This is a genomic window from Methylocystis sp. L43 (assembly GCF_015709525.1).
GTDB lineage: Bacteria > Pseudomonadota > Alphaproteobacteria > Rhizobiales > Beijerinckiaceae > Methylocystis.
In genome coordinates, this window is record NZ_JADNRA010000031.1 from 118,794 (window position 1) to 142,270 (window position 23,477).

The window sequence follows — 23,477 nt, forward strand, 5'->3', positions numbered from 1 at the left end:
GATCACGAGTGGCGCGCTGTCTCAGCTGATCGTGCGTAGGTGCGATTTCGATGAGGAAGCGCCGAGGGCTCGGGGGAGTTCATCCGCCCAGCGCTTAAGCGCGCCTGCCGGGTTTCCGGTCACGAGTGCACAGTGAATACGCTCCCGCGCTAGATTTAAATGCGTCCAATTTGCGACTGAACCGTTTTTGTCACTCTTGTGACAGTCGCTCAAAAGAAATTGGCGAGCATTTAGCCCATCCTATTGACTTGCGACTTACCATCAATTAGCGGACATGCTGCAGTGCACTTTAACCTGTGGATGTTGCCGGTCGAATACCCTCTAATTGTTTTTAATCGGAGAATCTCGGATGCCTAATTATCCATTTCGGACATGCATTTGGAGGCAACAGCGCGAAATATACATCCTATCCCCAAACAATCAGGTCGGCGCCGCTTTTAAGGCCTGACCCGATTGCTTAGGACTTCAATAAAAGAGCCTCGCATGCGCGCTTTGGCGACGCATGATCCCAACCACCTGCGCACAGCCAGAGATATCCCATGGACGAACGCAATCTGAACCTTCAGCAATCGGGACTTCGCGGCGAGATCGGAGAGTTGGAGCCGATCGCAATCATCGGCGTGGGATGCCGGTTCCCCGGAGGCGCGAACAGTCCAGACGCATACTGGGACCTCCTCGTCTCCGGCCGCCCGGCGATCCGCGAGGTGCCTGAAGACCGCTGGAGCCTGGATCGGTTCTATAACGAGAATCCCGATAAACCGAACAAGATCTACACTCGCAAAGGCGGCTTTCTCGACGAGGCGGTCCATCGCTTTGATGCTGCGTTCTTCAACATATCGCCGCGTGAGGCGGTCCATATAGACCCGCAGCAGCGACTGCTCATGGAGGTGGCGTGGGAATCCATGGAGGACGCTGGCGTCGTTCCGGAAACGCTCGCGGGCTCCGAAACAGGCGTCTACATTGGCGGCTTCACGCTCGACAGCATGCTCGATCAGCTGAGCCCGTTTAATCGGGAGAATATCAGCATCCATTCGGGCACCGGCGCGCTGATGACGCTGCTGTCGAATCGCCTGTCCTACTTCTTCGACTTGCGCGGCCCGAGCCTTTCGGTGGACACCGCCTGCTCTTCGTCGCTCGTGGCCGTGCATCTCGCCTGCCAGGATATTTGGCGTGGTCATGTTTCCATGGCGCTGGCGGGCGGCGTTAACGTCATGCTGCGTCCCGAGTATCCGATGATCATGGGCAAGGGCCACTTCCTGGCGCCGGACGGCTATTGCAAGAGTTTCGACGAACGCGCCAATGGCTATGCGCGCGGCGAGGGCGCCGGCGTGATCCTGCTCAAGCCCTATGCCGCCGCCATGCGCGATGGAGATCACGTCTACGCGACGATACGCGGCACGGGCGTCAATCAGGACGGGCGCACCGACGGCATCACAATGCCGAGCGGCGAGGCGCAGGAGGCGCTGATTCGGCGTGTCTACGCTCAAAGCGGCGTGCCATTCAGCAGTGTGCGCTACGTCGAGGCGCATGGCACGGGGACGCCGGTGGGCGATCCGATCGAAGCCGGCGTGCTTGGACGCACGATCGGCGCCGGCCGCGACGCTGACGAGGCCTGTCTGATCGGTTCGGCGAAATCGACGATCGGTCATCTCGAAGCGGCGGCGGGCGTCGCCGGACTCATCAAGGCGGCGCTCTGTCTTGATCGAGGGGCCGTGCCGCCGCAAGCCAATCTGCAGAATCCCAACCCGAAGATTCCCTTCCAGGAACTCGGCGTTCGCTTGCCGACCAGCCTCGAGCCGTTTTCGCAGGGCGATGAGGACGTATTTTGCGGAGTCAATTCTTTCGGCTTTGGCGGCACCAACGCGCATGTGGTCCTTCAGCGCGCAGAGAAGCCGCGGTTGGAAGAGAAGAAGGATGGGTCGGCGGGAGAGCAGATCCTCACCCTTTCCGGCCGCGATCCCAAAGTGCTCACCATTCTCGCCCGCTCTTATGCGCAGATGCTCTCGCGCGGCAGACGTGCGGCGCTTGAGGACATTTGCCATTCGGCGCGAATCCGACGCTCCGCCCATGAATGCCGACTGAGCGTCGTCGCCGCTTCGGCCGCCGAAATGGCGACGGAGCTCGAGCAGTTCGCCGCACATGGCTATAGCGACCACGTCATTCAGGGCAAGGCGGCTCGGCGAGCCGAATCGCGACCGGTTTTCGTGTTTACCGGCATGGGGCCACAATGGTGGGGCATGGGCCGGCAATTGCTCGAGAATGAACCGGTCTTCCGCAAGGCGGCGGAGGAGATCGACGCGATCTTCCGCCCGCTCGCCGGCTTCTCGATTCTCGAGGAGATGCGCGAGGAAAAAAGCCGCTCACGGGTCAAAGAGACGCGTATCGCGCAACCCGCAAATTTCGTCGTGCAGGTCGCCTTGGCCGAACTTCTCCGTTCCTGGGGCGTCTATCCGGCGGCGGTGGTCGGACACAGCGTCGGCGAGGTGAGCGCCGCCTATGTCTCGGGGGCGCTCAGCCTCGAGGACGCCGTCGCTGTCTCTTATCATCGCAGCCGACTTCAGCAGCTGGCCGCCGGCAAGGGGCGCATGCTGGCGACCGGTCTCAACAGAGAGCAGGCCGAGCGCATTCTGGAGTCCTATCCGGATACAGTTTCGGTCGCCGCGATCAACAGCGTGTCAACGGTCACGCTGGCTGGCGATGGCGAAGCGCTGGCGTCAATCGCCGAGCAGCTCGCAAAGGACGAAATATTCAATCGATTCCTCGATGTCGAAGTCGCCTATCACAGCCCCCAGATGGAGGCGCTGAAGCCGGAGCTGCGGGAGTCGCTGCGCGGGCTTCGCCCGCAAACGCCGCACACGACGCTCTATTCCACCGTCACCGGTCGTCGCGTCGAAGGGTCCGACTTGGACGCGGAATATTGGTGCGGCAACATGCGGGAGCCTGTGCTGTTCGCCGATGCGATGGTCGCCATGGTGACCGACGGACTGAGCGGCTTTCTCGAGGTCGGCCCGCATCCCGTGCTCGCGACGTCGATCAAGGAAGTTCTGCGCGCCAGCGAAGCGGGCGGCGTTTCGATCGCCACCTTACGCCGTGAGCATCCTGAGCGCGCGACGGTGCTCGCCGCTCTCGGCGCGCTCTATGTGAACGGCTATGACGTGAACTGGCGCGCGCTTTCTCCCGCCGGCGCGCGCTTCGTGAAGCTGCCTCTGTATCCCTGGCAGCGGGAATATTATTGGAACGAGACGAGCGCCGCCGCGATCGATCGACTTGGCCACACGGAGCACCCGCTGCTGGGAAGCCGCGTGTCGTCGCCCATGCCGACATGGGAGCATGATCTCGGCAGGCCATCGATCTCCTATCTGGCCGATCACGTCATCGAGGGATCAATCATCTTTCCGGCCGCCGGCTATATCGAGCAGGGTCTGGCGATGGCGTCGCTGCTTGACGGCGGACAGGCCAGTTACACGCTCGAAGACCTTTCGTTCCTCAGGCCGCTCGTCTTCCCGACTCTCAAAGATCCGATTGTTCGGGCGACCTACGATCGGAGCTTGAGGGAGTTCCAGATCTACGGTCAGACGGATGACGAAACCCAGTCATGGACGCTGCATGCGGTGGGCCGGGTGCTCGCCTTGCCGTCGCCTCGCAGCGGCGCCGAGTCTTTGGCGCAGGTGAAGGAGAGAATAGGGGAGTCGGTCGACGTCGCCGAGCTTTATGATCGGTTGGCCGCGCATGGGCTGGCGTATGGTCCGCACTTCCGCACGATTCGCAGTCTGATGCGGAACGGCGACGAGATACTGGCGGAGCTTGAGGTGATTCAGGGGCCCTCGGAGGAGCTTGAGGCCTATCGGCTTCATCCGGCGCTCCTTGACGGCGCCATCCAAACGCTTGTGGGCGCGATCGGCGATAAGCTCCAGGAATCGACCTATCTGCCGGTTGGCGTTGGTCGAGTGGTTTTTCACGCTGGAAGCGGCGCCCCGCTCTGGGCGCACGGGCGCGTGAACGATCATTCCTCGGAAGGGTTCGAAGGCGACCTCATTCTCTATCGCGCGGATGGCAGCGTCGCGGCGGAAGTCCTCGGCGTCCGATGCAAGGCGCTCCACACGAAAAAGCTCACGCCAGAAGAGCGGCTTGAAAGCCGATCCTACGGGCTCGCTTGGGAGGTCAAGCCGCTCAGCGAAACCGATCAACAGGCCGGAGACTGTCTGCTCTTCGCCGCAAATCCGAACTCTTGCAAAGAACTCGCGGCCGCGCTTGAAGAGACCGGAGCCAAAGTTCGGACGGTGGATTCGCAGTCGCTGACGGACGTCGTCGCCGCGCTCAAGCTTGTCGACGAAAGCCCGCAGCTTAGCGCCATCGTCTTCCTGGGCGAATCGACGCCAGGCGCGCACGATGCGGTGAGCGATCTTGGCGAAGCCAAGCGCCTCCTCCGCCTTGCGCAAGCGCTAGAAGGTCGGGACGCGGGCGAGGATGCTTCCCCCAGACTGTTCGTCGTGACGTCGCTCGCGCAGCCCTTGCCGGGTTCGCAGACGGTGAATCTGGCGCACGCCGCGCTGATCGGTCTGGCGCGCACGATCGCCGGCGAAAATCCCCAATTCAGATGCACCGCCGTCGACGTCGATCCCCTTGAGGCGAGCCGCAGTCTCCTCGCTCGGCAAATCCTCAGCGACGATCCCGAGACTGAGGTCGCGTTGCGGGGCGATGTGCGGCGCGTGCAGCGGCTTGTTCCGGCGGCCGCTCTCCGCCAGGAGGAGGAGGAGCCCGAGACACGCACCGTCTCCGCCACCTCCGTACAGGCCTTCCGCCTGTCGCGGGGAGCCGAGAACCGCCTCGAGAGCCTGCGCTTCGAGGAGGCTCCTCGGCCGGCTCCCGCCGCAGGCGAAATCGAAATCGAAATCAAGGCCGCAGCGCTCAACTTCAAGGACGTGCTGAAGGTCCTGGGCATGTTGCCCGCCAAGGCTTTGGAGGGCTCCTATCACGGCGCGGAACTCGGCATGGAGGCGGCGGGCGTCGTCACCGCCGTCGGCGAAGGGGTGACGGCCTATAAGGTCGGCGACGAGTTGATGGGCTCGTTCAAAGGCTCCTTCAGCTCCCATGTGCGCGTGCCCGTCGATTGCCTGCTCGCCATGCGCAAGCCTTCGTCCTTGACGTTTGAAGAGGCCGCCAGCGTTCCCGTCATCTTCTTGACCGCCTATTACGCCCTGCATGACATCGCACGGCTGAAGGCTGGCGAAACCGTGCTCATTCACGCCGCCGCCGGCGGCGTGGGGCTCGCGGCGATCCAGGTCGCGAAATCAATCGGCGCACGCATATTCGTCACGTCGGGGAGCGAGGCGAAACGCGATTATCTGCGCACGCTGGGCGTGGAGCAGGTCTTCGACTCGCGCAGCCTTGAATTCGCCGACGGCGTCCTGAAATCGACTGGCGGCCGGGGCGTCGACGTCGTCCTCAACTCCATCGCGGGAGACACGTTGATCAAAAGCTTGGAGGTGACGGCCCCCTTCGGACGCTTCGTGGAGATCGGCAAGCGCGACATCGTCGAGAACGCGCGCCTGCCGCTGCTGCCCTTCAACAAGAATCTCCTGTTTGCAGCGATTGATCTCGACCGACTCATGGCCGAGCAGCCGAGTGCGATTCGGGAACTTCTCGCCCAGATCTGGGACCGGTTCGAGCAAGGCGATCTCCGCCCCACGCCTGTGACCGTCTTCCCGCTGCACGAGGCCGCGGACGCGTTCCGGTTCATGGCGCAATCAAAGCAGACGGGTAAAATCGTCCTGTCGTTCAGCGACCCGGCGCGCGTCGAAGTCGTGCCGGAGGAAGTCGAGAAAAAGCTGATTCAGCCGAAAGCCACCTACATGGTGACCGGCGGCTTCAGCGGCTTCGGCCTGAACGCTGCGCGTTGGCTGGCGCAGCAAGGGGCGGAGAATCTGGTCCTCGTCAGCCGCAGCGGCGCCGCCTCCAGCGAGGCGCGACGCGCGGTGACGGCGCTCGAAGCGCAAGGCGTCAACGTGGTGAGCATCGCCGCCGACGTCAGCGTCGAAGCCGACGTGGCGGAGATGATGGCGCGGATCGACCTCGAGCTTCCGCCGCTACGCGGCGTGGTGCATTCGGCGGCCGTGTTGGACGACACCGTGCTTTCTGGACTCACCGACGAACGGTTCGACGCGGTCTATCGCCCCAAGGCGGTCGGCGCCTGGAATCTGCACCATGTGACTCGCAACGCGCCGTTGGACTTCTTCCTGTGTTTTTCGTCGATTTCGGCGCTCATCGGCAATCCTGGGCAAGGAAACTATGTCGCGGCCAACGTCTTCCTCGACATGCTCGCGCACTACCGGCAGACGCTCGGCCTTCCCGGTCAAAGCGTCAATTGGGGCGCGATCGGCGACGTCGGAATGCTGACGCGCGACAAGACGGTTGCGCAGCACCTCGCGCGGGCAGGCATCCAGCCAATTTCTTCCACGGAGGCGCTCGAGGATCTGGAAGGATCTCTGCTTCAGGGGACGGCGCAATTCGCCTATGTCGACGTCGACTGGTCCAAGTGGGCGTCCACCCATCCGGCGAGTTCGGCTCCCCGCTTCGCGCCTCTTGTCAGCGAGGCCCGCGACGAGTCCGACAGCGTCATCGACCGGGTCCGCGCTGAACTGGCGCAGATTGAGCCGGAACAGCGCGGCGAGCACATTGTCGGCGTCGTTCGTCGCGTCGTCGGAGAGACTCTTCGCATCCCCTGCGATCGCATCGATATAGACGCTCAATTGTCCGATATGGGCATCGACTCGTTGATGGCCGTTGAATTGCAGGTCGCGGTCAAAGCGACGCTGGGCGTCGAAGTTTCTCTCATGGAGCTCATGAAGGGACGAACCGTCGCGTCGCTCGGTCGAGATTTGCTGAAGCGTTTAGGCTGACAGCAACTGACCAGTCTATCAGATCTGCACCTGCTGAGTTCGAGGAACATAACAAATGCGCATTGAAGCCGTGAAGGCCGCCTTGCCGTCGCGCAAGCTGTCGAATGAAGACATCCTTCAGATTGTCCGTGAAAGCAGCGAAGCGACGTATGACGGCGATCTCGACGCGGCGATAAAGAGAATCGAGAGCTGGCTGACCTACAGCGGCGCGCAGACGCGTTACACGCTTGAGGAAAACGAAACGCCGTTGAGCGTCTTGACCGGCGCCATCGACGCGGCGCTGGAAGAAGCGAAATGTACCAAAGACGACATCGACACGCTCGTCTATGTTGGCGTCGGACGTGGATTCATCGAGCCGGCCGGCGCTTATCTCGTGGCGCATGCGCTGGGCTTCAAGAATGCGCATTGCTTCGATGTGCTGGACGCCTGCAACAGCTGGTCGCGGGGCGCGCAGATCATCTATCACTTCCTGCAGTCGGGAAGCAGCAAGCGTGCGATGATCGTCAACGCCGAGTTCAGCGTCACCGGCAATCGGCTTGGCAATTTCGCCCTGCGGCACGAGGGAGAGTTGACCTGGACGTTCCCGACATACACGATCGGCGAGGCGGCTACGGCGACCATCCTTTCAGCCGATCCGACGAACGAGTGGAAATTCAAGTTCCGCTCCCGGCCAGATCTCGCCGATCTCTGCACGATCCCCGTCAACGGCTTTCAAGGCTATTGCAATCAGACTGAGCGCATCGGCAAGAACGGCAACCGGTTCACGTCTTACGGTTACGAATTGTTCGAGGCGGCCGGTCCCGAGCTGATTCAGGTGTTTCAGGACCTCAATCCGCCGCTCGACAAGCTCCGCGCGATTTTCCCTCACGCGGCGTCGCAAAAGGCGGGCGACGACCTCGCCGATATGTTCAGCCTGCGGCATCTGGTGTCGAACGTTTACCCGCGTTGCGGCAATCTCGTTTCCTGCTCGGTGCCCGCGGCCATGGCCTTCGCGATCGAAGAACAACGCGTGGCGCGTGGCGACCTACTCGCCGCGGTCGTCGCCAGCGCCGGCATGTCGTTTTCGGCATATTCCTTCACCTACTGAAGCAGCTCACGATGATGATCACGAGATTGCCCGCCATCGTCATCAACTCCGGCGCCTATGGCGTCGGATGCTTCGTCGCGACCCGTTTCTCAGACAGCCAGCGCCGATCCCGGATCGTTGCGGAGTGGATTCGCGCCTCTCTCATTCGTAGGGATCCCGGTCCTTCGTTCGCGCGACTGTTTTCCAAACGGCCGCGCGCGATCGAAGGGCGCGAGAAATGAGCGACGACCGCATCGTCGCGATCTGTGCCGACGATTACGGCCTGTCCTACGGGGTGAGCATCGGCATTCTCGAGGCGCTGGACGCCGGCCGGCTGACGGCGGTTTCGGCGCTGGTGAATGGCCCACGCTGGCCCGCCATGGGGGTCGAATTGCGCCGGCGCTGCCGGGACGCAGACGTCGGCCTGCATTTCAATCTCACGCTGGGCCGCCCGCTGGGACCGATGCCGACCTTCGCTTCGGAGGGGAGCTTTCCGCCGGTCTCGACCGTCGTCCGCCTCGCCCTGCGCCGCAAGCTTCCCTTGGCTGAGATACGCGCTGAGATCGATCGCCAGCTGAACCGCTTCGAGACGGTGATGGGCCGCGAGCCGGATTACGTCGACGGCCATCAACATGTGCATGGGCTGCCGGGCGTCCGCGACGCATTGATCGAGGCCTTGGCGGCTCGAGGGCTCGCCGGTCGGGTTTGGCTGCGCGACGCCGGCGACGAGCTGCATCGCATCGTCCTACGCGGCGCCCATTCGCCCAAAACGCTCGCCCTGGCGCTCGCTGTGCAGGGCCTGTCTTCCGGTTTTCGCCGCGCCGCGCTGCGTCAGGGCTTCGTGACCAATGAGGGTTTCTCCGGCCACTCGGTTTTCGATCCGGGGAAGGACTACGCACGCGCCTTCGAGACCTATCTTCGCGCGCCGGGGCGCCGCCATCTCGTCATGTGCCATCCCGGCCATGTCGACGACGAACTCAGAGCCCAAGACTGGGTGACCGTCACCCGCGAGCAGGAGTTGGCCTTCCTGCTCTCGCCGCGTCTACCGGACATGCTGGAAGAGCGAGGATTAAGGCTCGCGCGCCTCAGCGAGCCCCATCCGCTCCCATCGCGAAGCGGCGAACGGATGATGAGCGAGGGGACGCCTCAATGAGCGACGCCCTGCCGCGGCTGCTCAAAGCGCAGGCGATTTCCGCATGAGCGAGGGCGCGAAGCGGGCCGTCGTCATTACAGGCGCATCGACGGGCATCGGCGAAGCCTGCGTCAGGCTGCTCGTCGAAAAGGATTTCCTGGTTTTCGGCTCGGTGCGCACGGCCGCCGACGCCGAGCGTCTGAAGGCGCAATTCGGCGAAAATTACGCGCCTCTCTTCTTCGATGTGACCGACGGCGATGCGGTCGCGCGGGCGGCCGCTGCGGTCGAGGACCGGCTTCAGGGCGGGACGCTGGCGGGGCTCGTCAACAACGCCGGAATGGCCGTGGCGGGACCGCTTCTGCATGTGCCGGTCGAAGAGCTGCGCCGCCAACTCGAGGTCAATGTCATCGGCCAGATTCGGGTGACGCAGGCCTTCGCGCCGCTGCTCGGCGCCCGCGCTTCTCAGGGAGAGCCGCCGGGCCGCATCGTCAACATGAGCTCCGTGGCGGGCCGGATGGTCGGGCCGTTGATGGGACCCTACAGCGCCTCGAAATTCGCGCTCGAAGCCATGTCCGACGCGCTCCGCCGCGAATTGGCGGTCTATGGGATCGCAGTCGTGGTGATCGAGCCCGGCATGATCGCCACGCCGATCTGGGACAAGGCCGACTCGGCCGCCTTCGACGCGTTCGACCGGACAATCTACGGCCCAGCCGCGCGCCGCGTGCAGAAATGGGCGGTGGACCAGGGGCGCACCGCAGTCGGGCCAGAGCTCGTGGCCGAAGCGGTCCATCGCGCGCTCGTCGGGTCGCGGCCGCCGATGCGCATCCTCGTGCTCGGCAGCAGCGCCTTACACTACTACGCACAGCTGCTCATACCGCCGCGCCTCATGGACTGGCTGATGGCCCGCCATTTCGGTTTCGATAAAATTCGGCGGCCGCTGGTCTCGAGCCGCGCCGCCAAAAAAGAAGTGATCCAATGGCCCTAGACCGCCCGAAGATCCTTATCGCGACCTTTGGCACGCTTGGCGATGTGAATCCGTTTATTGGACTAGGGCGCGCGCTGCAGCGGCACGGGTGCGTCCCGGTCATCGCCACGTCAGAAGAATATCGGGATCTGGTGCAGAGCGAAGGGCTCGACTTCCGCCCTATGCGACCGGATCTGGGAGAAATCTCATCGCGGCTCAATATGCAGAAGGGCGAGATCGCGACCAAAATGTCGCGGAGTAAAAGATTTCTATTTGATCAGGTGATGTTTCCACATCTTCGCGACGCCTACCGTGACGTCATGGAACTGACGAAGGATGTTGATGGAGTCGTGACGCATTGCTTGGCGTTCGGCGCTAAGGCCGCTGCGGAACAGCGCAACCTTCCTCTCTTCAACGTGTTTCTTTCGCCCATGCTGCTATTTTCTGCGGACAATCCTCCGTTAGGGACGCCGGCGCCGTTCATGACATCTCGGTCGCCGCTCGCCGCTGGATATAACTGGCTCCTGCTAAAAACGCTCGTAGCAGCGTTGACTCTCCTGGCTTCGCCGCTTGCGCGATTCAGAGATGAACTGGGTTTGCCTGGCGCGCGCGGTTTTGAGCTTTTGGTGGGCGCTCCGGGCGCAGCAGCGACGATCGGGTTATTCAGTTCGCTCCTGATGCCCCCGGCTTCCAAGCGGACAAGGTCGGAAATTGTTGTTGGACATAGTTTCCACGATGGGTGCAACACGCCAGTGGGCGCGTCCGACCCAGGGGGGCTTCCGTCTGATTTGATAGAATTTTTGGACTCAGGGTCCGAACCTATCGTCTTCACGCTCGGGAGCCTCGTCGCGATTGATCGGATAGACTATTTTCGAGCCTGCGCCATCGCAGCTCGATCCCTCAAAAGGCGTGCTATTCTTTTGGCGGATAGCGCCGATGTGAACAAATTGCGCCAAGAGATGTCTTCCGAGATTTCCGTGCACGGCTACGTCCCGCATTCGCTGCTGTTTCCCAGATGTTGCGCTGTGGTTCATCACGGCGGAATGGGATCTGTGGGGCAGGCTCTTCGCGCCGGCAAGCCACAACTTGTCACCCCCTTTTGTAACGACCAATTCGATATCGCTGAGCGCCTGAGGCGACTTGGCGTTGCGCGCACGCTGAAGGCTAAAGACGTCTCCGCTGATCAATTGGCGCGGAATATTGAATGGCTCTTGTCATCGGCTAGTTATGCTGACCGTGCGAGGGCGGTCGCTGATGAAATCGCATTAAACGATGGCGCGGAGTCCGCCGCGGCGTTAATATCGCAAAGGCTCAGGCGTTCAGGACGAGGAATAAGCGGTTGCGTTGTCGAAGGTGAGCCTGGAATAGAGCGCGTCTGAGGACTGCGGCGGCAATGTCTAAATCCCGATAACGGCATGGCGGCGGGTGAAATGAACCACGAATTTCGTTTCGGCATGTCGGATGGCGCGGCTCTGCATCGGGCGGAACGTTTGCTGCGGAATCGCATTTCCCTGCGATTGATCCTCCAAATCCTTCTCATCGCAGCGTTGACCATCGGCGTGCCGCTTTTCGTCTGGGCAAGATATTTCGTGGGCGCCGACGACGCGCCCGCCAAACCGATAAAGGAGGCGACGTGGGCTCCCGCGGCCCTCGGGGTTGGCGCGCTGGGCTGGATCGAACCGCGTTCGCGACTCATCCGAGTTTCGAACGAGGCGGCCGCGACCGGCGGCGTCGTCGGCGAAATACTGGTGCGGGAAGGCCAATCCATCAAGGCGGGGACCCGGATCGCGGTGCTCTCCGACTGGCGTCGTCGCCGAGCGGAAGTGGCGCTCGCCGCGGCGGAGATCAGCGCCGCTAAGGCGCGTCTCCTGGCAGCTGAGGCCGAGTTCGAGAGCGCTCAGCGGGACGCCGAGCGCAAGAAGAGCCTGTACAAGTCCGGCTCCGCCACGCTTTCCGTGGTTGATGGCGTCGAGCTGCGCCTGAAAAAGGCCAAGGCGGATGTCGACGTCGCGACCGCGAGCATTCAGCAGGGCGAGGCCAATCTGGAGCTCAAGGAGGCGCAGCTGTCGCAGGCGGTGTCGACCGCGCCGATCGACGGCGTCGTCATCAAGATCAATGCGCGCCCCGGCGAGCGCATCGGTCCCAACGGCGTGGCCGACATTGCGAATCTCAACGAGCTGGACGTCGTCGCCGAAGTTTACGAGACCGACATTCCACGGGTCAGAGTCGGTCAGAAGGCGATTGTGAAGCTTCCAGAGGTCAGCGCGCCGTACCAGGCAAAGGTACGCGAGATCGCTTTTCTCGTGCGCAAAAATCGGGTCAACGACACTGATCCGCTCGCAGATCGGGACAATAAGATCGTCGAGGTGCGATTGACATTAGAGCGCCCGGGGATCGAACAGCTTCGGCACCAGCTCTTCCGTCAGGTTCAGGTGCAAATAGAAAAGTGAGCGGTTTACCCCCGGCGCTCTTCGCCGCTCGATTAGCGTGGCGCCAGCTCATATACGACAAGCCCAAACTTCTTGCCGCCACTTTGGGCGTGCTGTTCGCCTGCGTGCTCGTGTTCATGCAACTGGGCTTTCGAGATTCGCTTTACACCAGCGCGTCTTCGGCGCCGCTGAAGATGCAGGGCCAGCTGTTTCTGCTGCACAAGCAGACGGAAGCCCTCTGGCGCCCCGTCTCCTTCGAACGAAGCACCCTGATGCGCGCCTTGGGCCTTCCGGCGGTGCGGCGAGTCGTGCCCCTCTACATGTCGCTCGGACAATTCAAGAATATGGACACCCATATCCAGCGGACGCTGATGATTTATGGGTACGATCCCACGGCCGAACTTATTCATATCGACGAATTTGCGACGTTCAGATCCGAGCTGCAGCGGCAGGATACGGCGCTATTCGACGTGACCTCGCGCCCGGAGTTTGGTCCGATAAAGGAGTTGATCGCCTCCGGGCGCGACATCACCGAAATAAACGGTCGCAAGGTAAAGCTCGTCGGCACCTTTCATATGGGCACCACTTTCGCCGCCGACGGCAATGTCGTGATGAGCGATCTTAACTTTCATCGCGTTTTTCCAACGCGATCCCTTGATCAGATTGATATCGGCTTCGTCCTGCTGGCGCCCGGCGCCGACATCGCCGCGGCGCAAGCCGCGCTCTTGCGACTGGTCGGGCAGGAGGTGCAGGTATTGACCTATGAAGAGCTCGTCCGCTTCGAACAAGCCTACTGGGAGAATTCCGCGCCGCTTGGCTTCATTTTCGGGTTCGGCACGCTCATGGGCCTGATCGTTGGCATGGTGATCGTCTATCAGATCTTGTTCACGGATATTGGAAACAACATTCCCCAATACGCCACGCTGGTGGCGATGGGATACAGCCAATCTTATCTACGAAACATTGTCTTTGCTTCTTCCATATATCTGGCGGTGTTCGGATTTCTGCCGGGCATGGCGCTGTCCACGCTGCTCTATCAAGTGGCGGAGCGCTCTATTTTCATCCCGTTCCCTATGACCATCGGGCGTATCGCCAGCGTCTTCTTTTTCATTCTGACAATGTGCGCGCTGGCTGGCTTGCTGGCGATACGCAAATTGAAATCGACGGATCCGGCCGACATGTTTTCATGAGCATGATCGACGTGAAAGGTTTGAATTTTGCTTTTGGACAAGGCGAGTTGCGTCGTCAGGTCCTGACAAACATTCATCTTTCCATCGAAACCGGCGAAATCGTTATTCTCACCGGGCCCTCTGGCTCCGGAAAGACGACGCTGTTGACCATCTTGGGAGGACTGAGGCTTGCGACCTCCGGAAGCGTCGTCGTGCTCGGCGAGCAACTGGTGCGAAGCGAAACCAGCACGCGGATCGCTGTGCGGCGGCAGACAGGATATATTTTTCAGCAGCACAATCTCTTCCTCTCGCTGACCGCCACAGAGAACGTCTGCATGGCGCTTGAGCTGCATGATTGCTTTTCTGAAAAGGAACGCGTCGGGCTCGCGCGTCAAATTCTGACTCAGGTCGGACTAGAGGAGCGTCTGGAGTATCGGCCCCAGCAGCTTTCTGGCGGACAGCGCCAGCGCGTTTCGATCGCCCGCGCCTTGGTTTCCAGGCCGAAGATCGTGCTCGCAGATGAGCCAACCGCATCTCTCGATAAGAATAGCGGCCATGAGGCGGTCGAGATATTGAGAAGCCTCGCCAAGCAGAATGGAACGACGATTTTGATCGTCACCCACGACTATCGAATATTGGATATCGCCGATCGCATCATCACCCTCGAGGATGGGATCATCAAATAACGATTACGTCGCACCAAAGCCTTCAGTGCGTTTTCTGGCGGGAACGTCAGTTCGCACAAAGTCCTAGTCGCTCTCAATCAATCGGTAGCCGACGCCGGGTTCGGTCACGATGATTTTGGGCGTCGCGGCGTTTTCCTCGATCTTCGCGCGGAGCTGGCCGATGAACACGCGCAGATATTGGCTGTCGTTCTGATGCGCCGGACCCCAAACGGTCTTGAGAATTTCTCTGTGCGTCAACGGACGGCCAGAATGTCGCGCGAGAAAAGCCAGCAGCTCGAATTCCTTCGGGGTCAGTTTCACCGGCGCGCCGTTTTTCGTCACCACGCGCTTAGGCACATTGACGACAAGCCCGTTGGCGGCGACGCATTCTGACTCCAAAGCCATGTCCTGTGAATGACGCAAGGCCGTGCGCATGCGCGCCAGCAACTCTCCCATCGCGAATGGCTTCTCGACGTAATCATCCGCGCCGAGGTCGAGCGCCGCGATCTTTTCGGACTCCCGGTCACGCGCCGAGAGTACGATCACCGGCGTTCGTGTGAGAACTCGTAGCTTTCGCAACACCTCCTTGCCGTCCATGTCGGGAAGACCAAGGTCGAGGATGATGAGATCGGGCGAACCGGCCGAGATGGCGGCCAGCGCTTCGCGGCCGGTCCCGGCTTCAAGCACCGCGTAGCCGCTCGCCGTCAACGATGGCCGCAAGACGCGCTGTATTTGAGGTTCGTCGTCGACGACGAGGACGCGCGCGCCGCTCATGCCGCCGTTTCCTGTTTGGGCCGGCTTGCCACGGGGAAGCGCATGATGATCCTTGTTCCGCGGCGACGAACGGCAGGGCTTTGCGCGGTAATGGCGCCGCCCATGGCCTTGACCAGTCCGCGACAGATTGAGAGGCCCAGCCCGGTGCCGGCCTTGCGGCCGTCAACGCGCCCGCTGCGATAAAATTTCTCGAAAATGCGCTCGATGTCAGCTGCTTTTACGCCGGACCCTTCGTCGGTCACGGTGATGACGACGTCGCCGCCTTCGCGCCGGGCGTGAATGATCGCGCCGGCAGGTCCGCCATATTTATGCGCATTATCGATCAGATTGAAGAGAACCTGTCCGAGCAGATTGGCGTCGCCGCGAATAGGCGGAAGGTCGGGCGCGATGCTGATCGAAGTATCCTTGCCAGGGAAAGTTTTCTTAGCTCTTTCGAGGACGCTGCGGATCACCTCGGCCACATCGACGAGATCGCTGCGCGGCGCCAGCGCGCCCGACTCGATGCGCGACATGTCGAGCATATTGGCGATGAAGCGCGACAGACGTGCGGCCTCTTCCTCGATCGACAGCAGAAGGTCTTTGCGATCCTCCGGCGGAAGCTTCTCGCCAAGTTCGCGCAGGCTCGTCACCGCGCCGGTAATCGAGGTCAGCGGCGTGCGCAGATCATGCGACAGGGCGGAGAGCAGAATCGTCCGCAGTTTTTCATTCTCTTCGAGAGCCGCCGCCTTGACCGAGTTGCCGACGAGCATCGAACGGTCGATCGCGATCGCCGTCTGTTCAATGAGTGATGAAATCGTGCTTTCCGCGGCGGCGGAAAGCGGCTCGTCGGGCGTTTTGGGTTCGATCCCGCAAACCGCGACGACGCCGCGCGCCGTCGCGAGTGGTCGGAATTGAAACCGAACATTGGGCAGCGTATCCGTCCGCCATCCGGCGGGCTCGGATTTTTGCAGCGCCCATCGGGCGGCCGCCAGTTCGCCGGCGTCCAGTTGATCGACGGGCGGCCAGGCCGCCGCCAGTCTCAAGCCGGCGTCTTCCGGCATCAGCAGCACAACGCAGGATGCGTCGCCGGCGTTCTGAATTTGAGAAGCGGACACCCAGAGAATGTCGTCGAGCGTCGTTGTCGTCGAAAGCTTGCGAGAAAATTCAAACAGCGACTGCATGGCCTGAGACCGCTGGCGCATATTCTGAGCGTAGTTGCGCATCTTGCGCGCGAGCATCGCCGTTATGACGGCGACGACCAGCGCGACAAGGAGTGAAAGAAACTCCTGTGGTTGCGCAATGGTGAGTTCGTAGCGCGGATTGAAAAAGAAAAAGTCGCAGGCGAGAAAGGAAAGAATCGCCGCCATGATCGCGGACCACATTCCCAAGCCGACGGCGCAAAGCACGACGGGAAGGAGGAAGATCACCGACGGATTGGCAAGTCCGAGCCAGCGGTCGAGCGCATATCCAACCATCACCGTAATCGCGACCGACACTGCGGCGCCGCCGACGCCAAGCCAATTCTCTGACATGGTCGGAAATTTCGGCCCGCGTCTGACGTGAGTCGCGTCGTCCTCCTGAACGATGACGTGAACCGCAATATCCGTTGATTGCCGAAGAATTTCGTCAGTTAGCGAACGCCGTAAAAATCGGGAGAAAGGCCGGGCCGGCGATCGGCCGAGCACAATCTGCGTAATATTCTCGCGTCGTGCATAGCGCAGCACTTCGCCGACGAGGTCGTCTCCCGAGACGCGCGCGATCTCACCGCCGAGCCGCTCCGCCAGACGCAATGAACGGTCGACATTTCGCACGACATCCGCAGATTGTTCTTCCTGTCCGGCGCGCTCGACGTATAGCGCAATCCATGTCGCGTTAAGGCCGGTGGCGAGGCGGGCGCCGGCGCGAACCACCTCCTCGGATTTTGCGTCGCGGCCGACGCAAACAAGCAGACGCTCCGCCGTCCCCCATGGACCCTCGATCGCCCCCTGGCGAAGGAAGTCGACCATTTGATCGTCGACCCGTTCAGCCGTTCGCCGCAAGGCGAGTTCGCGCAAGGCCGTGAGATTGCGCGGCGTGAAAAAATTCTGCGTCGCGCGTTTCGCCGTCTCGGGGATGTAGACCTTGCCATCCTTCAGCCGCTGCAGCAGTTCTTCCGGCGTGATGTCGACAAGGATGACGTCCGCAGCGTTCTGCAGGACGCGGTCCGGCACCGTCTCGCGCACCGCGACGCCTGTCACGCGCGATACGACGTCGGCGAGGCTTTCGAGATGCTGAACGTTGAGCGTCGTCCATATGTCGATGCCGACGTCAAGCAGCTCTTCGACATCCTGCCAGCGTTTGGGATGGCGGCTATCTGGCGCGTTGGTATGCGCGAGTTCGTCGACGAGGACGAGCTGAGGTTTTCGCGCCAGCGCCGCGTCGATGTCGAATTCCTCAATGATCCGACCGCGATATTCGCATTTGCGGCGTGGCAGCGTCTCGAGACCGTTGAGGAGCGCTTGCGTCTCAGCGCGCCCGTGAGTTTCCGCTACCCCTACGACAACATCGACGCTTTCAGCCTTGGCCGTCTGCGCGCGCGCCAGCATCGCGTAGGTTTTGCCGACGCCGGGCGCGGCGCCGAGAAAGACGCGAAGCTTCCCCTTACTCTCCTTGTCGCTCAGGGCAAGGAGCGCATCGGGATCGGGTCGGCGGTCGAAGTCTCCGTCCTCGCGGGCCACGAAACGTCTACCTTCTAGGGCATCACCTTTATTTTAGGCGATCAAGAGCCAAATTCAGCAAGAGCACATTTACGCGCGGCTCGCCGATCACGCCAAGAACGCGCCCTTCGACATTCGCTGCGACGGCGGCGCGCACCCGCGCCTCCTGCAGATTGCGGGCTTTGGCGACGGCTCCCGCCTGCGCCAGCGCGAACTGCGGTGAAATATGCGGATCAAGGCCGGAGGCGGACGTCGTCGCGGCGTCAGCGGCGACGAAGTCAATCCGGCCGGCGGAAAATTCCGCCTCGATCGTCGCATTGACACGGTCGACAAGCTTCTTCGACGTCGGCCCGAGATTGGAGCCCATCGAGTTCGCTGCGTTGTAAGGCGCGTCGACCGTCTTGGAAGGATCAGCTGGGTCGGGGCCTGTCGTCGACGAGGGTCGGCCATGAAAATAGCGATCGGAGGCAAAATTCTGTCCGATCAGCGTCGAGCCGATCACTTTTCCGTCGCGTTCGATCAGGCTTCCATTCGCCTGCGTCGGCAGGGCGAGTTGCGCAACGCCGGTGATCGCGAGCGGATAGGCGATTCCGGTCAACGCCGTGAAAAGCACGATCATCGCGATCGCCGGACGAATTTGGGAGAGCATCTGGGGGCCTCCTTACGCGAGATGAATTGCCGAAACGGCGAGGTCGATGAGCTTGATGCCGATGAAGGGCACGATCAGACCGCCGAGCCCATAGATCAGCAGATTTCGTCGCAGCAAGGCGGCGGCGCCCACGGGCCGGTAGGGGACGCCCTTCAGCGCGAGCGGGATGAGCGCGATAATGATGAGCGCGTTAAAGATCACCGCCGAGAGTATGGCCGACTGCGGCGAGGCGAGCCTCATAATGTTGATCGCTTGCAGTTCCGGATAGGCGACGACAAACAGCGCCGGAATGATCGCGAAATATTTGGCGACGTCGTTGGCGATTGAGAAACTCGTCAGCGATCCGCGCGTCATCAGCAGCTGTTTGCCGATCGCGACGATCTCGATGAGCTTTGTCGGATCGCTGTCGAGGTCGACCATATTGCCGGCCTCGCGCGCCGCTTGCGTGCCGGTCTGCATGGCGACGCCAACGTCGGCCTGAGCGAGCGCCGGCGCGTCATTGGTGCCGTCGCCGCACATGGCGATCAGCCGGCCTCCCTGCTGCTCCTTGCGGATATAGGCGAGTTTGTCTTCGGGCTTCGCTTGCGCGATGAAGTCGTCGACTCCCGCTTCTCCGGCGATCGCCGCAGCGGTGATCGGATTGTCGCCTGTGACCATCACCGTCTTGACGCCCATCGCGCGCAAGGCGGCGAAGCGCGATTTTATGTCGGGCTTGATGATGTCTTTGAGATGAATGACGCCGAGCAGCATGCCGTTTTCCGACACGGCGAGCGGCGTGCCTCCCGAGCGCGAGATGCGCTCGACAGCGCCTTCAAAATCGACGGGAACGGATTTGACTTCCGTGGCGACGGCGTCGACGGCTCCTTTGCGCAGCGTCCGGCCGGGAAGATCCACCCCGGAAATGCGCGTATGCGCCGAAAAGGGGACGATCTGCGCGTCCGGTCCGAGGTTTGGCGTTGAAGAGTCAAGAATGCTCGTTGAGCCAAGGACGGTCTTGCCCAGAGCGACAATCGACCTGCCTTCGGGCGTTTCATCCGCGAGCGAGGCAAGCAGCGCCGCTTCGACGAAAGCATGCTCCGAGACGCCCTCGACCGGAATGAAATCATCCGCCATGCGATTGCCGAAGGTGATGGTGCCGGTCTTGTCGAGCAGCAGCGTGTCGACGTCGCCCGCCGCCTCCACGGCGCGACCCGAGGTCGCGATGACATTGAAGCGGATCAGCCGATCCATGCCGGCGATGCCGATCGCCGACAGGAGTCCGCCAATCGTCGTCGGGATCAGGCAGACAAGCAGCGCGATCAGCACGGTGACAGAAATCGCTGCGTCAGAGTAGACCGCAAGCGGCCAAAGCGTCACGCACACGATAAGAAAAATGATAGTCAGCCCAGACAAGAGAATCGACAGCGCGAGTTCGTTCGGCGTTTTCTGCCGCTGTGCGCCCTCGACGAGCGCGATCATCCGATCGATGAAGGTCGAACCGGGCGCCATGGTGATCTTCACCTTGATCCAGTCGGAGAGAACCGTCGTGCCGCCGGTGACGGCCGAACGGTCGCCGCCCGCCTCGCGAATGACCGGCGCGGACTCGCCTGTGATCGCGGATTCATTGACCGAGGCGACGCCTTCGACCACTTCGCCGTCGCCGGGGATGAGTTCGCCCGCTTCGACCAGCACCAGATCGCCGGGCTTCAGATCGAGCGCCGACACGCCTTCATAGACGTCCTTTATCCCGCTTTTGTTTTGCGGATCGATCAGCCGCTTGGCGCGTGAATCGCTACGCGTCTTACGCAAAGCGTCGGCTTGCGCTTTGCCGCGTCCCTCCGCCACCGCTTCGGCGAAATTGGCGAATAGCACGGTGAACCACAGCCAGGCGGCGATCTGGCCCGAGAAGACGGCGGCGCCGTTCTGCGCAATGAGATCGCGCACAAATAATGCGGTGACCACCGCCGACACGATTTCCGTGACGAAGATCACCGGATTGCGCGCGAGGCGCCTCGGATCGAGCTTCCTGAAGGCGTCGACGGCGGCGCGCTTCGTGATCGCGGCGTCGAATAAGCCGGGAGCGGCGACCTTATGCGACATCTGACATGCTCCTTAGAAGGTTTTTCCGGCAAGCAGCGCGAAATGCTCGACGATGGGGCCGAGCGCGAGCGCCGGGAAATATTGCAGCAGATAGAGAACGACGATGATGCTGAGCAGGAGGCCGATGAAGAGTGGTCCATGCGTCGGGAAAGTCCCCACTGAAGCGGCGCCCTTCTTTTTGGCCGCGAATGAACCTGCGATCGCCAATAGGGGAATGACGAAGGCGAAACGTCCAAGCAGCATCGCGACGCCCAGCGTCGTGTTGTACCAAAGCGTATTGCCGCTCAGTCCTGCGAAGGCGGACCCATTGTTATCGGTCGCTGAAGCGAATGCGTAGAGAATCTCGGAGAGTCCGTGCGGACCTGCATTGTTCCTACTGGCGAGGCCGGTCTGAAGCATGACTGAAACGCCCGTGAAGACGAGAACCGTGAGCGGATAGATCAGCACCGCCAGCATCGCGAGCTTCATCTCGCGCGTTTCGATCTTTTTGCCGAGGTATTCGGGCGTGCGGCCGACCATGAGCCCGGCGATGAAAACGGCGATGATCGCCAACACCAGAAACCCATAGAGCCCGGCGCCGACGCCGCCCGGCGCAATGCTGCCCATCAGCATGTTGAACAGGGGCACGAGGCCGCCGAGCGGCATGAAGGAGTCATGCATCGAGTTGACCGCGCCGCAGCTCGTGCCCGTGGTCGACGTGGCGAATAGCGCGCTCATCGCAGGGCCGAAGCGGACCTCCTTGCCTTCCATATTGCCGGGCGAAGGATCGACGCCGATCTCGGTCAGCAGGGGGTTCCCGCTTGCCTCGGCCCCGTAAGCGACCAGAACGCCGGCGACAAGCACGATCATCATGGTGATGGCGATCGCACGACCTTGCCGACGGTCCGAGACGGCGTGTCCAAAGGCGAAGGCCGTCGCGAAGGGAATAACGAGCAGCGCCCAGATCTCCAGCATGTTGGAAAGAGCGTTGGGATTCTCGAATGGATGGGCGGAATTGGCGTTGAAAAAACCGCCGCCATTGGTTCCGAGTTCCTTGATCGCCTCCTGGCTGGCGACAGGTCCTATCGCGAGCGTCTGCTTCGCGCCCTCGAGCGTCGTCGCTTCGATCGAACCCTGCAGCGTCTGCGGAACGCCGAGAGCGACGAGGGCGAGCGCAACCACGATCGAGAGCGGCAGGAGCACGTAAAGCGTCGAACGGGTGAGGTCGACCCAGAAATTGCCAATTGTCGGCGACTCCGCGCGAGACAAGCCGCGTACCAGAGCAAACGCCATCGCGAGTCCCGTCGCAGCGGACACAAAATTGTGCACGGTGAGGCCGAGCATCTGCGTCAAGTGACTCATCGTCGACTCGCCACTGTAGTTCTGCCAATTGGTGTTGGTGACGAAGCTCAGCGACGTGTTGAAGGCGAGATCAGAAGGAACGCCGCTAAAGCTCTGAGGATTGAGCGGCAGATAAGCCTGCAGCCGCTGGAGCGCGTAAAGCGAAACAAAGCCGATCGCGCTGAAGGCCAGCATCGCCGTCGTGTAGGCAAGCCAGTTTTGCTCATGTGCAGGATCAACGCCGGCGAGTCTGTAGAAGGCGCGCTCTATGGGCGACAGGGCGGGAGAGAGCAGGCTGCGCTCGCCCGCTAAAACGCGGGAGATGTAACCGCCGAGTGGAATAGCCGCGACAATAACGGCAAGCAGGACGATGGCGATTTGCGCCAGCCCAATGGAAGTCATGGCGAACGCCCGGCATATGCCGAGCCTCCCTTTAGAATTTTTCCGGATGAAGCAGCGTATAAGCGAGATAGGCGCCGAGAAGAGCGGCGACGATCAGTCCAATGACAGGTTCAAACATGCGGGTTCTCCTACAGGCGCCCGCAGGCCCGCGCATAGGCGCCAACGACCGCAAACAGGAAAAGACCGAGGCCAACGTACAGAATATCGAGCATGTGTCCTCTCCGCGCTCACTGGCGCGGTGAATCAATGCGCGCACGCCGCGCGCGCATCTCGTGAAACAGATTGTTCGCGATCACAAAGATAGTGGCCGCGACGCCGAGGCCAATGAGAGATAGAGGCATGAGCGCATCTCACTTTAATGTCGCGTTCTCGCTTCGGTCTTCACCAAACGAGAATGACGAACCGCAATTTGCGCGCGAATGATGTAAGGGCGCTATTAGGATTTCGGTCGGTCGAGGCTGCTCACAGGGCGCTCGCTCGCCGGTCGTCTGGGGTGGTGAGCTAATGAAATGGATCGGCTAGGCAATTGAACGGGTGCGCCGTCTTAAAATTAATTTGAAGCGGTCCTCTTGCGACGTCGCGTTCCAACGCGGGAAGTTTCCGCTCGTCTGTATGCCCTCAGAAAGACGCCAATTCCGGCGTCGACCATCGCGTCAACGGAGGTTTCGGTTCTGGGTTCGAGACCAAGCGCCGTGTGAAGCGGCAGATCCCCGCGGACAAGACTCAGAAAATGGCTGGCGGCTTCAGTCGCGTCCGAGAACGTCAGGAGGCCGCGGGCTTTGGCCTCTTCGAGCAACGCCGCGACTCGCATGAGTTCGTTTTTCGGACCGCTTTCAAAGAACAGTCTGCAGAGTTGCGGAAAACGCATGCGCTCACTGGATATCGCCTGAAAGAACGCCATCGACTCCGGCGTCAAATACACGTCGACAAACTGCAGCGCGAAGCTTCGAAGCGCCTCGACAAGTCCGATGTCGAGATCGGGCATCTGCAGCCTGCTGGCTTTCAGGCGGCATTCCGCTTCGATCAAATGGGCGAATAAAGCTTCCTTGCTGGGAAAGTATGCGTAGAGCGTCGCCTTCGACACGCAAGCGGACCGCGCGATCGCGTCCATGCTCGTCTCGGCGAAGCCCTGTTCGAGGAACAATTTTCGCGCCGCCTCGATTACGGAACATTCCTTCCGTCCCGCAACATGCGCCTCTGTCGATCCTGCCGCCGCATGATCCGTCGAGGGGCTCTTCATGGCGGGATCCTCAA

General features: G+C 61.6%; 15 protein-coding genes. 8 read left to right on the forward strand and 7 right to left on the reverse strand.

Going from position 1 to position 23,477, the window contains the following annotated elements; translation table 11 throughout:
* Positions 1-539: 539 nt before the first annotated feature.
* From IYX23_RS12080 to IYX23_RS12115, 8 genes are all read left to right on the forward strand, one after another.
* On the forward strand, positions 540-6,899 hold the full coding sequence (locus tag IYX23_RS12080; RefSeq protein WP_196392987.1) for a type I polyketide synthase: 6,360 nt from the start codon (positions 540-542) through the stop codon (positions 6,897-6,899).
* Between the two features lie 55 nt (positions 6,900-6,954).
* On the forward strand, positions 6,955-7,986 hold the full coding sequence (locus tag IYX23_RS12085; RefSeq protein WP_196392988.1) for a 3-oxoacyl-[acyl-carrier-protein] synthase III C-terminal domain-containing protein: 1,032 nt from the start codon (positions 6,955-6,957) through the stop codon (positions 7,984-7,986).
* A gap of 217 nt (positions 7,987-8,203) precedes the next feature.
* Positions 8,204-9,118 carry a ChbG/HpnK family deacetylase gene (locus IYX23_RS12090; protein WP_196392989.1) on the forward strand — a complete coding sequence of 305 codons (915 nt, stop codon included), beginning with the start codon at positions 8,204-8,206 and terminating at the stop codon, positions 9,116-9,118.
* 43 nt (positions 9,119-9,161) lie between these two features.
* Positions 9,162-10,082, forward strand: coding sequence for an SDR family NAD(P)-dependent oxidoreductase (locus IYX23_RS12095; RefSeq protein ID WP_196392990.1), 921 nt, complete (start codon positions 9,162-9,164; stop codon positions 10,080-10,082).
* Positions 10,073-11,440 (forward strand): glycosyltransferase, encoded by a 1,368-nt coding sequence (locus IYX23_RS12100; RefSeq protein ID WP_196392991.1) that lies wholly within the window; start codon positions 10,073-10,075, stop codon positions 11,438-11,440. Before IYX23_RS12095 ends, IYX23_RS12100 begins: the two co-directional genes overlap by 10 nt.
* Positions 11,441-11,491: 51 nt before the next feature.
* Positions 11,492-12,511: an HlyD family efflux transporter periplasmic adaptor subunit gene (locus tag IYX23_RS12105; protein ID WP_196392992.1), complete on the forward strand. Its 1,020-nt coding sequence runs from the start codon at positions 11,492-11,494 to the stop codon at positions 12,509-12,511.
* Positions 12,512-12,600: 89 nt separating this feature from the next.
* Positions 12,601-13,680, forward strand: coding sequence for an ABC transporter permease DevC (devC, locus tag IYX23_RS12110; protein WP_348643656.1), 1,080 nt, complete (start codon positions 12,601-12,603; stop codon positions 13,678-13,680).
* A complete protein-coding gene (locus IYX23_RS12115) occupies positions 13,677-14,345 on the forward strand; it encodes an ATP-binding cassette domain-containing protein (RefSeq protein ID WP_196392994.1) in 669 nt (222 codons plus the stop codon). Before devC ends, IYX23_RS12115 begins: the two co-directional genes overlap by 4 nt.
* A 63-nt stretch (positions 14,346-14,408) precedes the next feature.
* On the opposite strand, the gene IYX23_RS12120 is transcribed toward IYX23_RS12115, so the two are convergent.
* The 7 genes from IYX23_RS12120 to IYX23_RS12150 all read right to left on the reverse strand — a co-directional run bounded on the left by IYX23_RS12120 (position 14,409) and on the right by IYX23_RS12150 (position 23,463).
* Positions 14,409-15,098, reverse strand: coding sequence for a response regulator transcription factor (locus IYX23_RS12120; RefSeq protein WP_196392995.1), 690 nt, complete (start codon positions 15,096-15,098; stop codon positions 14,409-14,411).
* Positions 15,095-17,794, reverse strand: coding sequence for a sensor histidine kinase KdpD (locus IYX23_RS12125; protein WP_196392996.1), 2,700 nt, complete (start codon positions 17,792-17,794; stop codon positions 15,095-15,097). Before IYX23_RS12125 ends, IYX23_RS12120 begins: the two co-directional genes overlap by 4 nt.
* Positions 17,795-17,822: 28 nt before the next feature.
* Positions 17,823-18,422 carry a potassium-transporting ATPase subunit KdpC gene (kdpC, locus tag IYX23_RS12130; RefSeq protein ID WP_196392997.1) on the reverse strand — a complete coding sequence of 200 codons (600 nt, stop codon included), beginning with the start codon at positions 18,420-18,422 and terminating at the stop codon, positions 17,823-17,825.
* A gap of 12 nt (positions 18,423-18,434) precedes the next feature.
* Positions 18,435-20,501 (reverse strand): potassium-transporting ATPase subunit KdpB, encoded by a 2,067-nt coding sequence (kdpB, locus tag IYX23_RS12135; RefSeq protein WP_196392998.1) that lies wholly within the window; start codon positions 20,499-20,501, stop codon positions 18,435-18,437.
* A gap of 12 nt (positions 20,502-20,513) precedes the next feature.
* A complete protein-coding gene (gene kdpA, locus IYX23_RS12140; RefSeq protein WP_196392999.1) occupies positions 20,514-22,223 on the reverse strand; it encodes a potassium-transporting ATPase subunit KdpA in 1,710 nt (569 codons plus the stop codon).
* A 31-nt stretch (positions 22,224-22,254) separates the two neighbouring features.
* Positions 22,255-22,377, reverse strand: a complete 123-nt coding sequence (gene kdpF, locus IYX23_RS12145) for a K(+)-transporting ATPase subunit F (RefSeq protein ID WP_196393000.1) — start codon at positions 22,375-22,377, stop codon at positions 22,255-22,257.
* A gap of 396 nt (positions 22,378-22,773) precedes the next feature.
* Complete coding sequence (locus tag IYX23_RS12150; RefSeq protein ID WP_196393001.1) at positions 22,774-23,463, reverse strand: TetR/AcrR family transcriptional regulator; 690 nt, start codon at positions 23,461-23,463, stop codon at positions 22,774-22,776.
* Positions 23,464-23,477 lie beyond the last annotated feature (14 nt).

What these genes read in the sequence shown, in the direction of transcription:
- IYX23_RS12080 (WP_196392987.1), top strand. Translation starts at nt 540, where the DNA reads ATGGACGAACGCAATCTGAACCTTCAGCAATCGGGACTTCGCGGCGAG.
- IYX23_RS12085 (WP_196392988.1), top strand. Translation starts at nt 6,955, where the DNA reads ATGCGCATTGAAGCCGTGAAGGCCGCCTTGCCGTCGCGCAAGCTGTCG.
- IYX23_RS12090 (WP_196392989.1), top strand. Translation starts at nt 8,204, where the DNA reads ATGAGCGACGACCGCATCGTCGCGATCTGTGCCGACGATTACGGCCTG.
- IYX23_RS12095 (WP_196392990.1), top strand. Translation starts at nt 9,162, where the DNA reads ATGAGCGAGGGCGCGAAGCGGGCCGTCGTCATTACAGGCGCATCGACG.
- IYX23_RS12100 (WP_196392991.1), top strand. Translation starts at nt 10,073, where the DNA reads ATGGCCCTAGACCGCCCGAAGATCCTTATCGCGACCTTTGGCACGCTT.
- IYX23_RS12105 (WP_196392992.1), top strand. Translation starts at nt 11,492, where the DNA reads ATGAACCACGAATTTCGTTTCGGCATGTCGGATGGCGCGGCTCTGCAT.
- IYX23_RS12115 (WP_196392994.1), top strand. Translation starts at nt 13,677, where the DNA reads ATGAGCATGATCGACGTGAAAGGTTTGAATTTTGCTTTTGGACAAGGC.
- IYX23_RS12120 (WP_196392995.1), bottom strand. Translation starts at nt 15,098, where the DNA reads ATGAGCGGCGCGCGCGTCCTCGTCGTCGACGACGAACCTCAAATACAG.
- kdpC (WP_196392997.1), bottom strand. Translation starts at nt 18,422, where the DNA reads ATGCTCTCCCAAATTCGTCCGGCGATCGCGATGATCGTGCTTTTCACG.
- kdpB (WP_196392998.1), bottom strand. Translation starts at nt 20,501, where the DNA reads ATGTCGCATAAGGTCGCCGCTCCCGGCTTATTCGACGCCGCGATCACG.
- kdpA (WP_196392999.1), bottom strand. Translation starts at nt 22,223, where the DNA reads ATGACTTCCATTGGGCTGGCGCAAATCGCCATCGTCCTGCTTGCCGTT.
- kdpF (WP_196393000.1), bottom strand. Translation starts at nt 22,377, where the DNA reads ATGCGCGGGCCTGCGGGCGCCTGTAGGAGAACCCGCATGTTTGAACCT.
- IYX23_RS12150 (WP_196393001.1), bottom strand. Translation starts at nt 23,463, where the DNA reads ATGAAGAGCCCCTCGACGGATCATGCGGCGGCAGGATCGACAGAGGCG.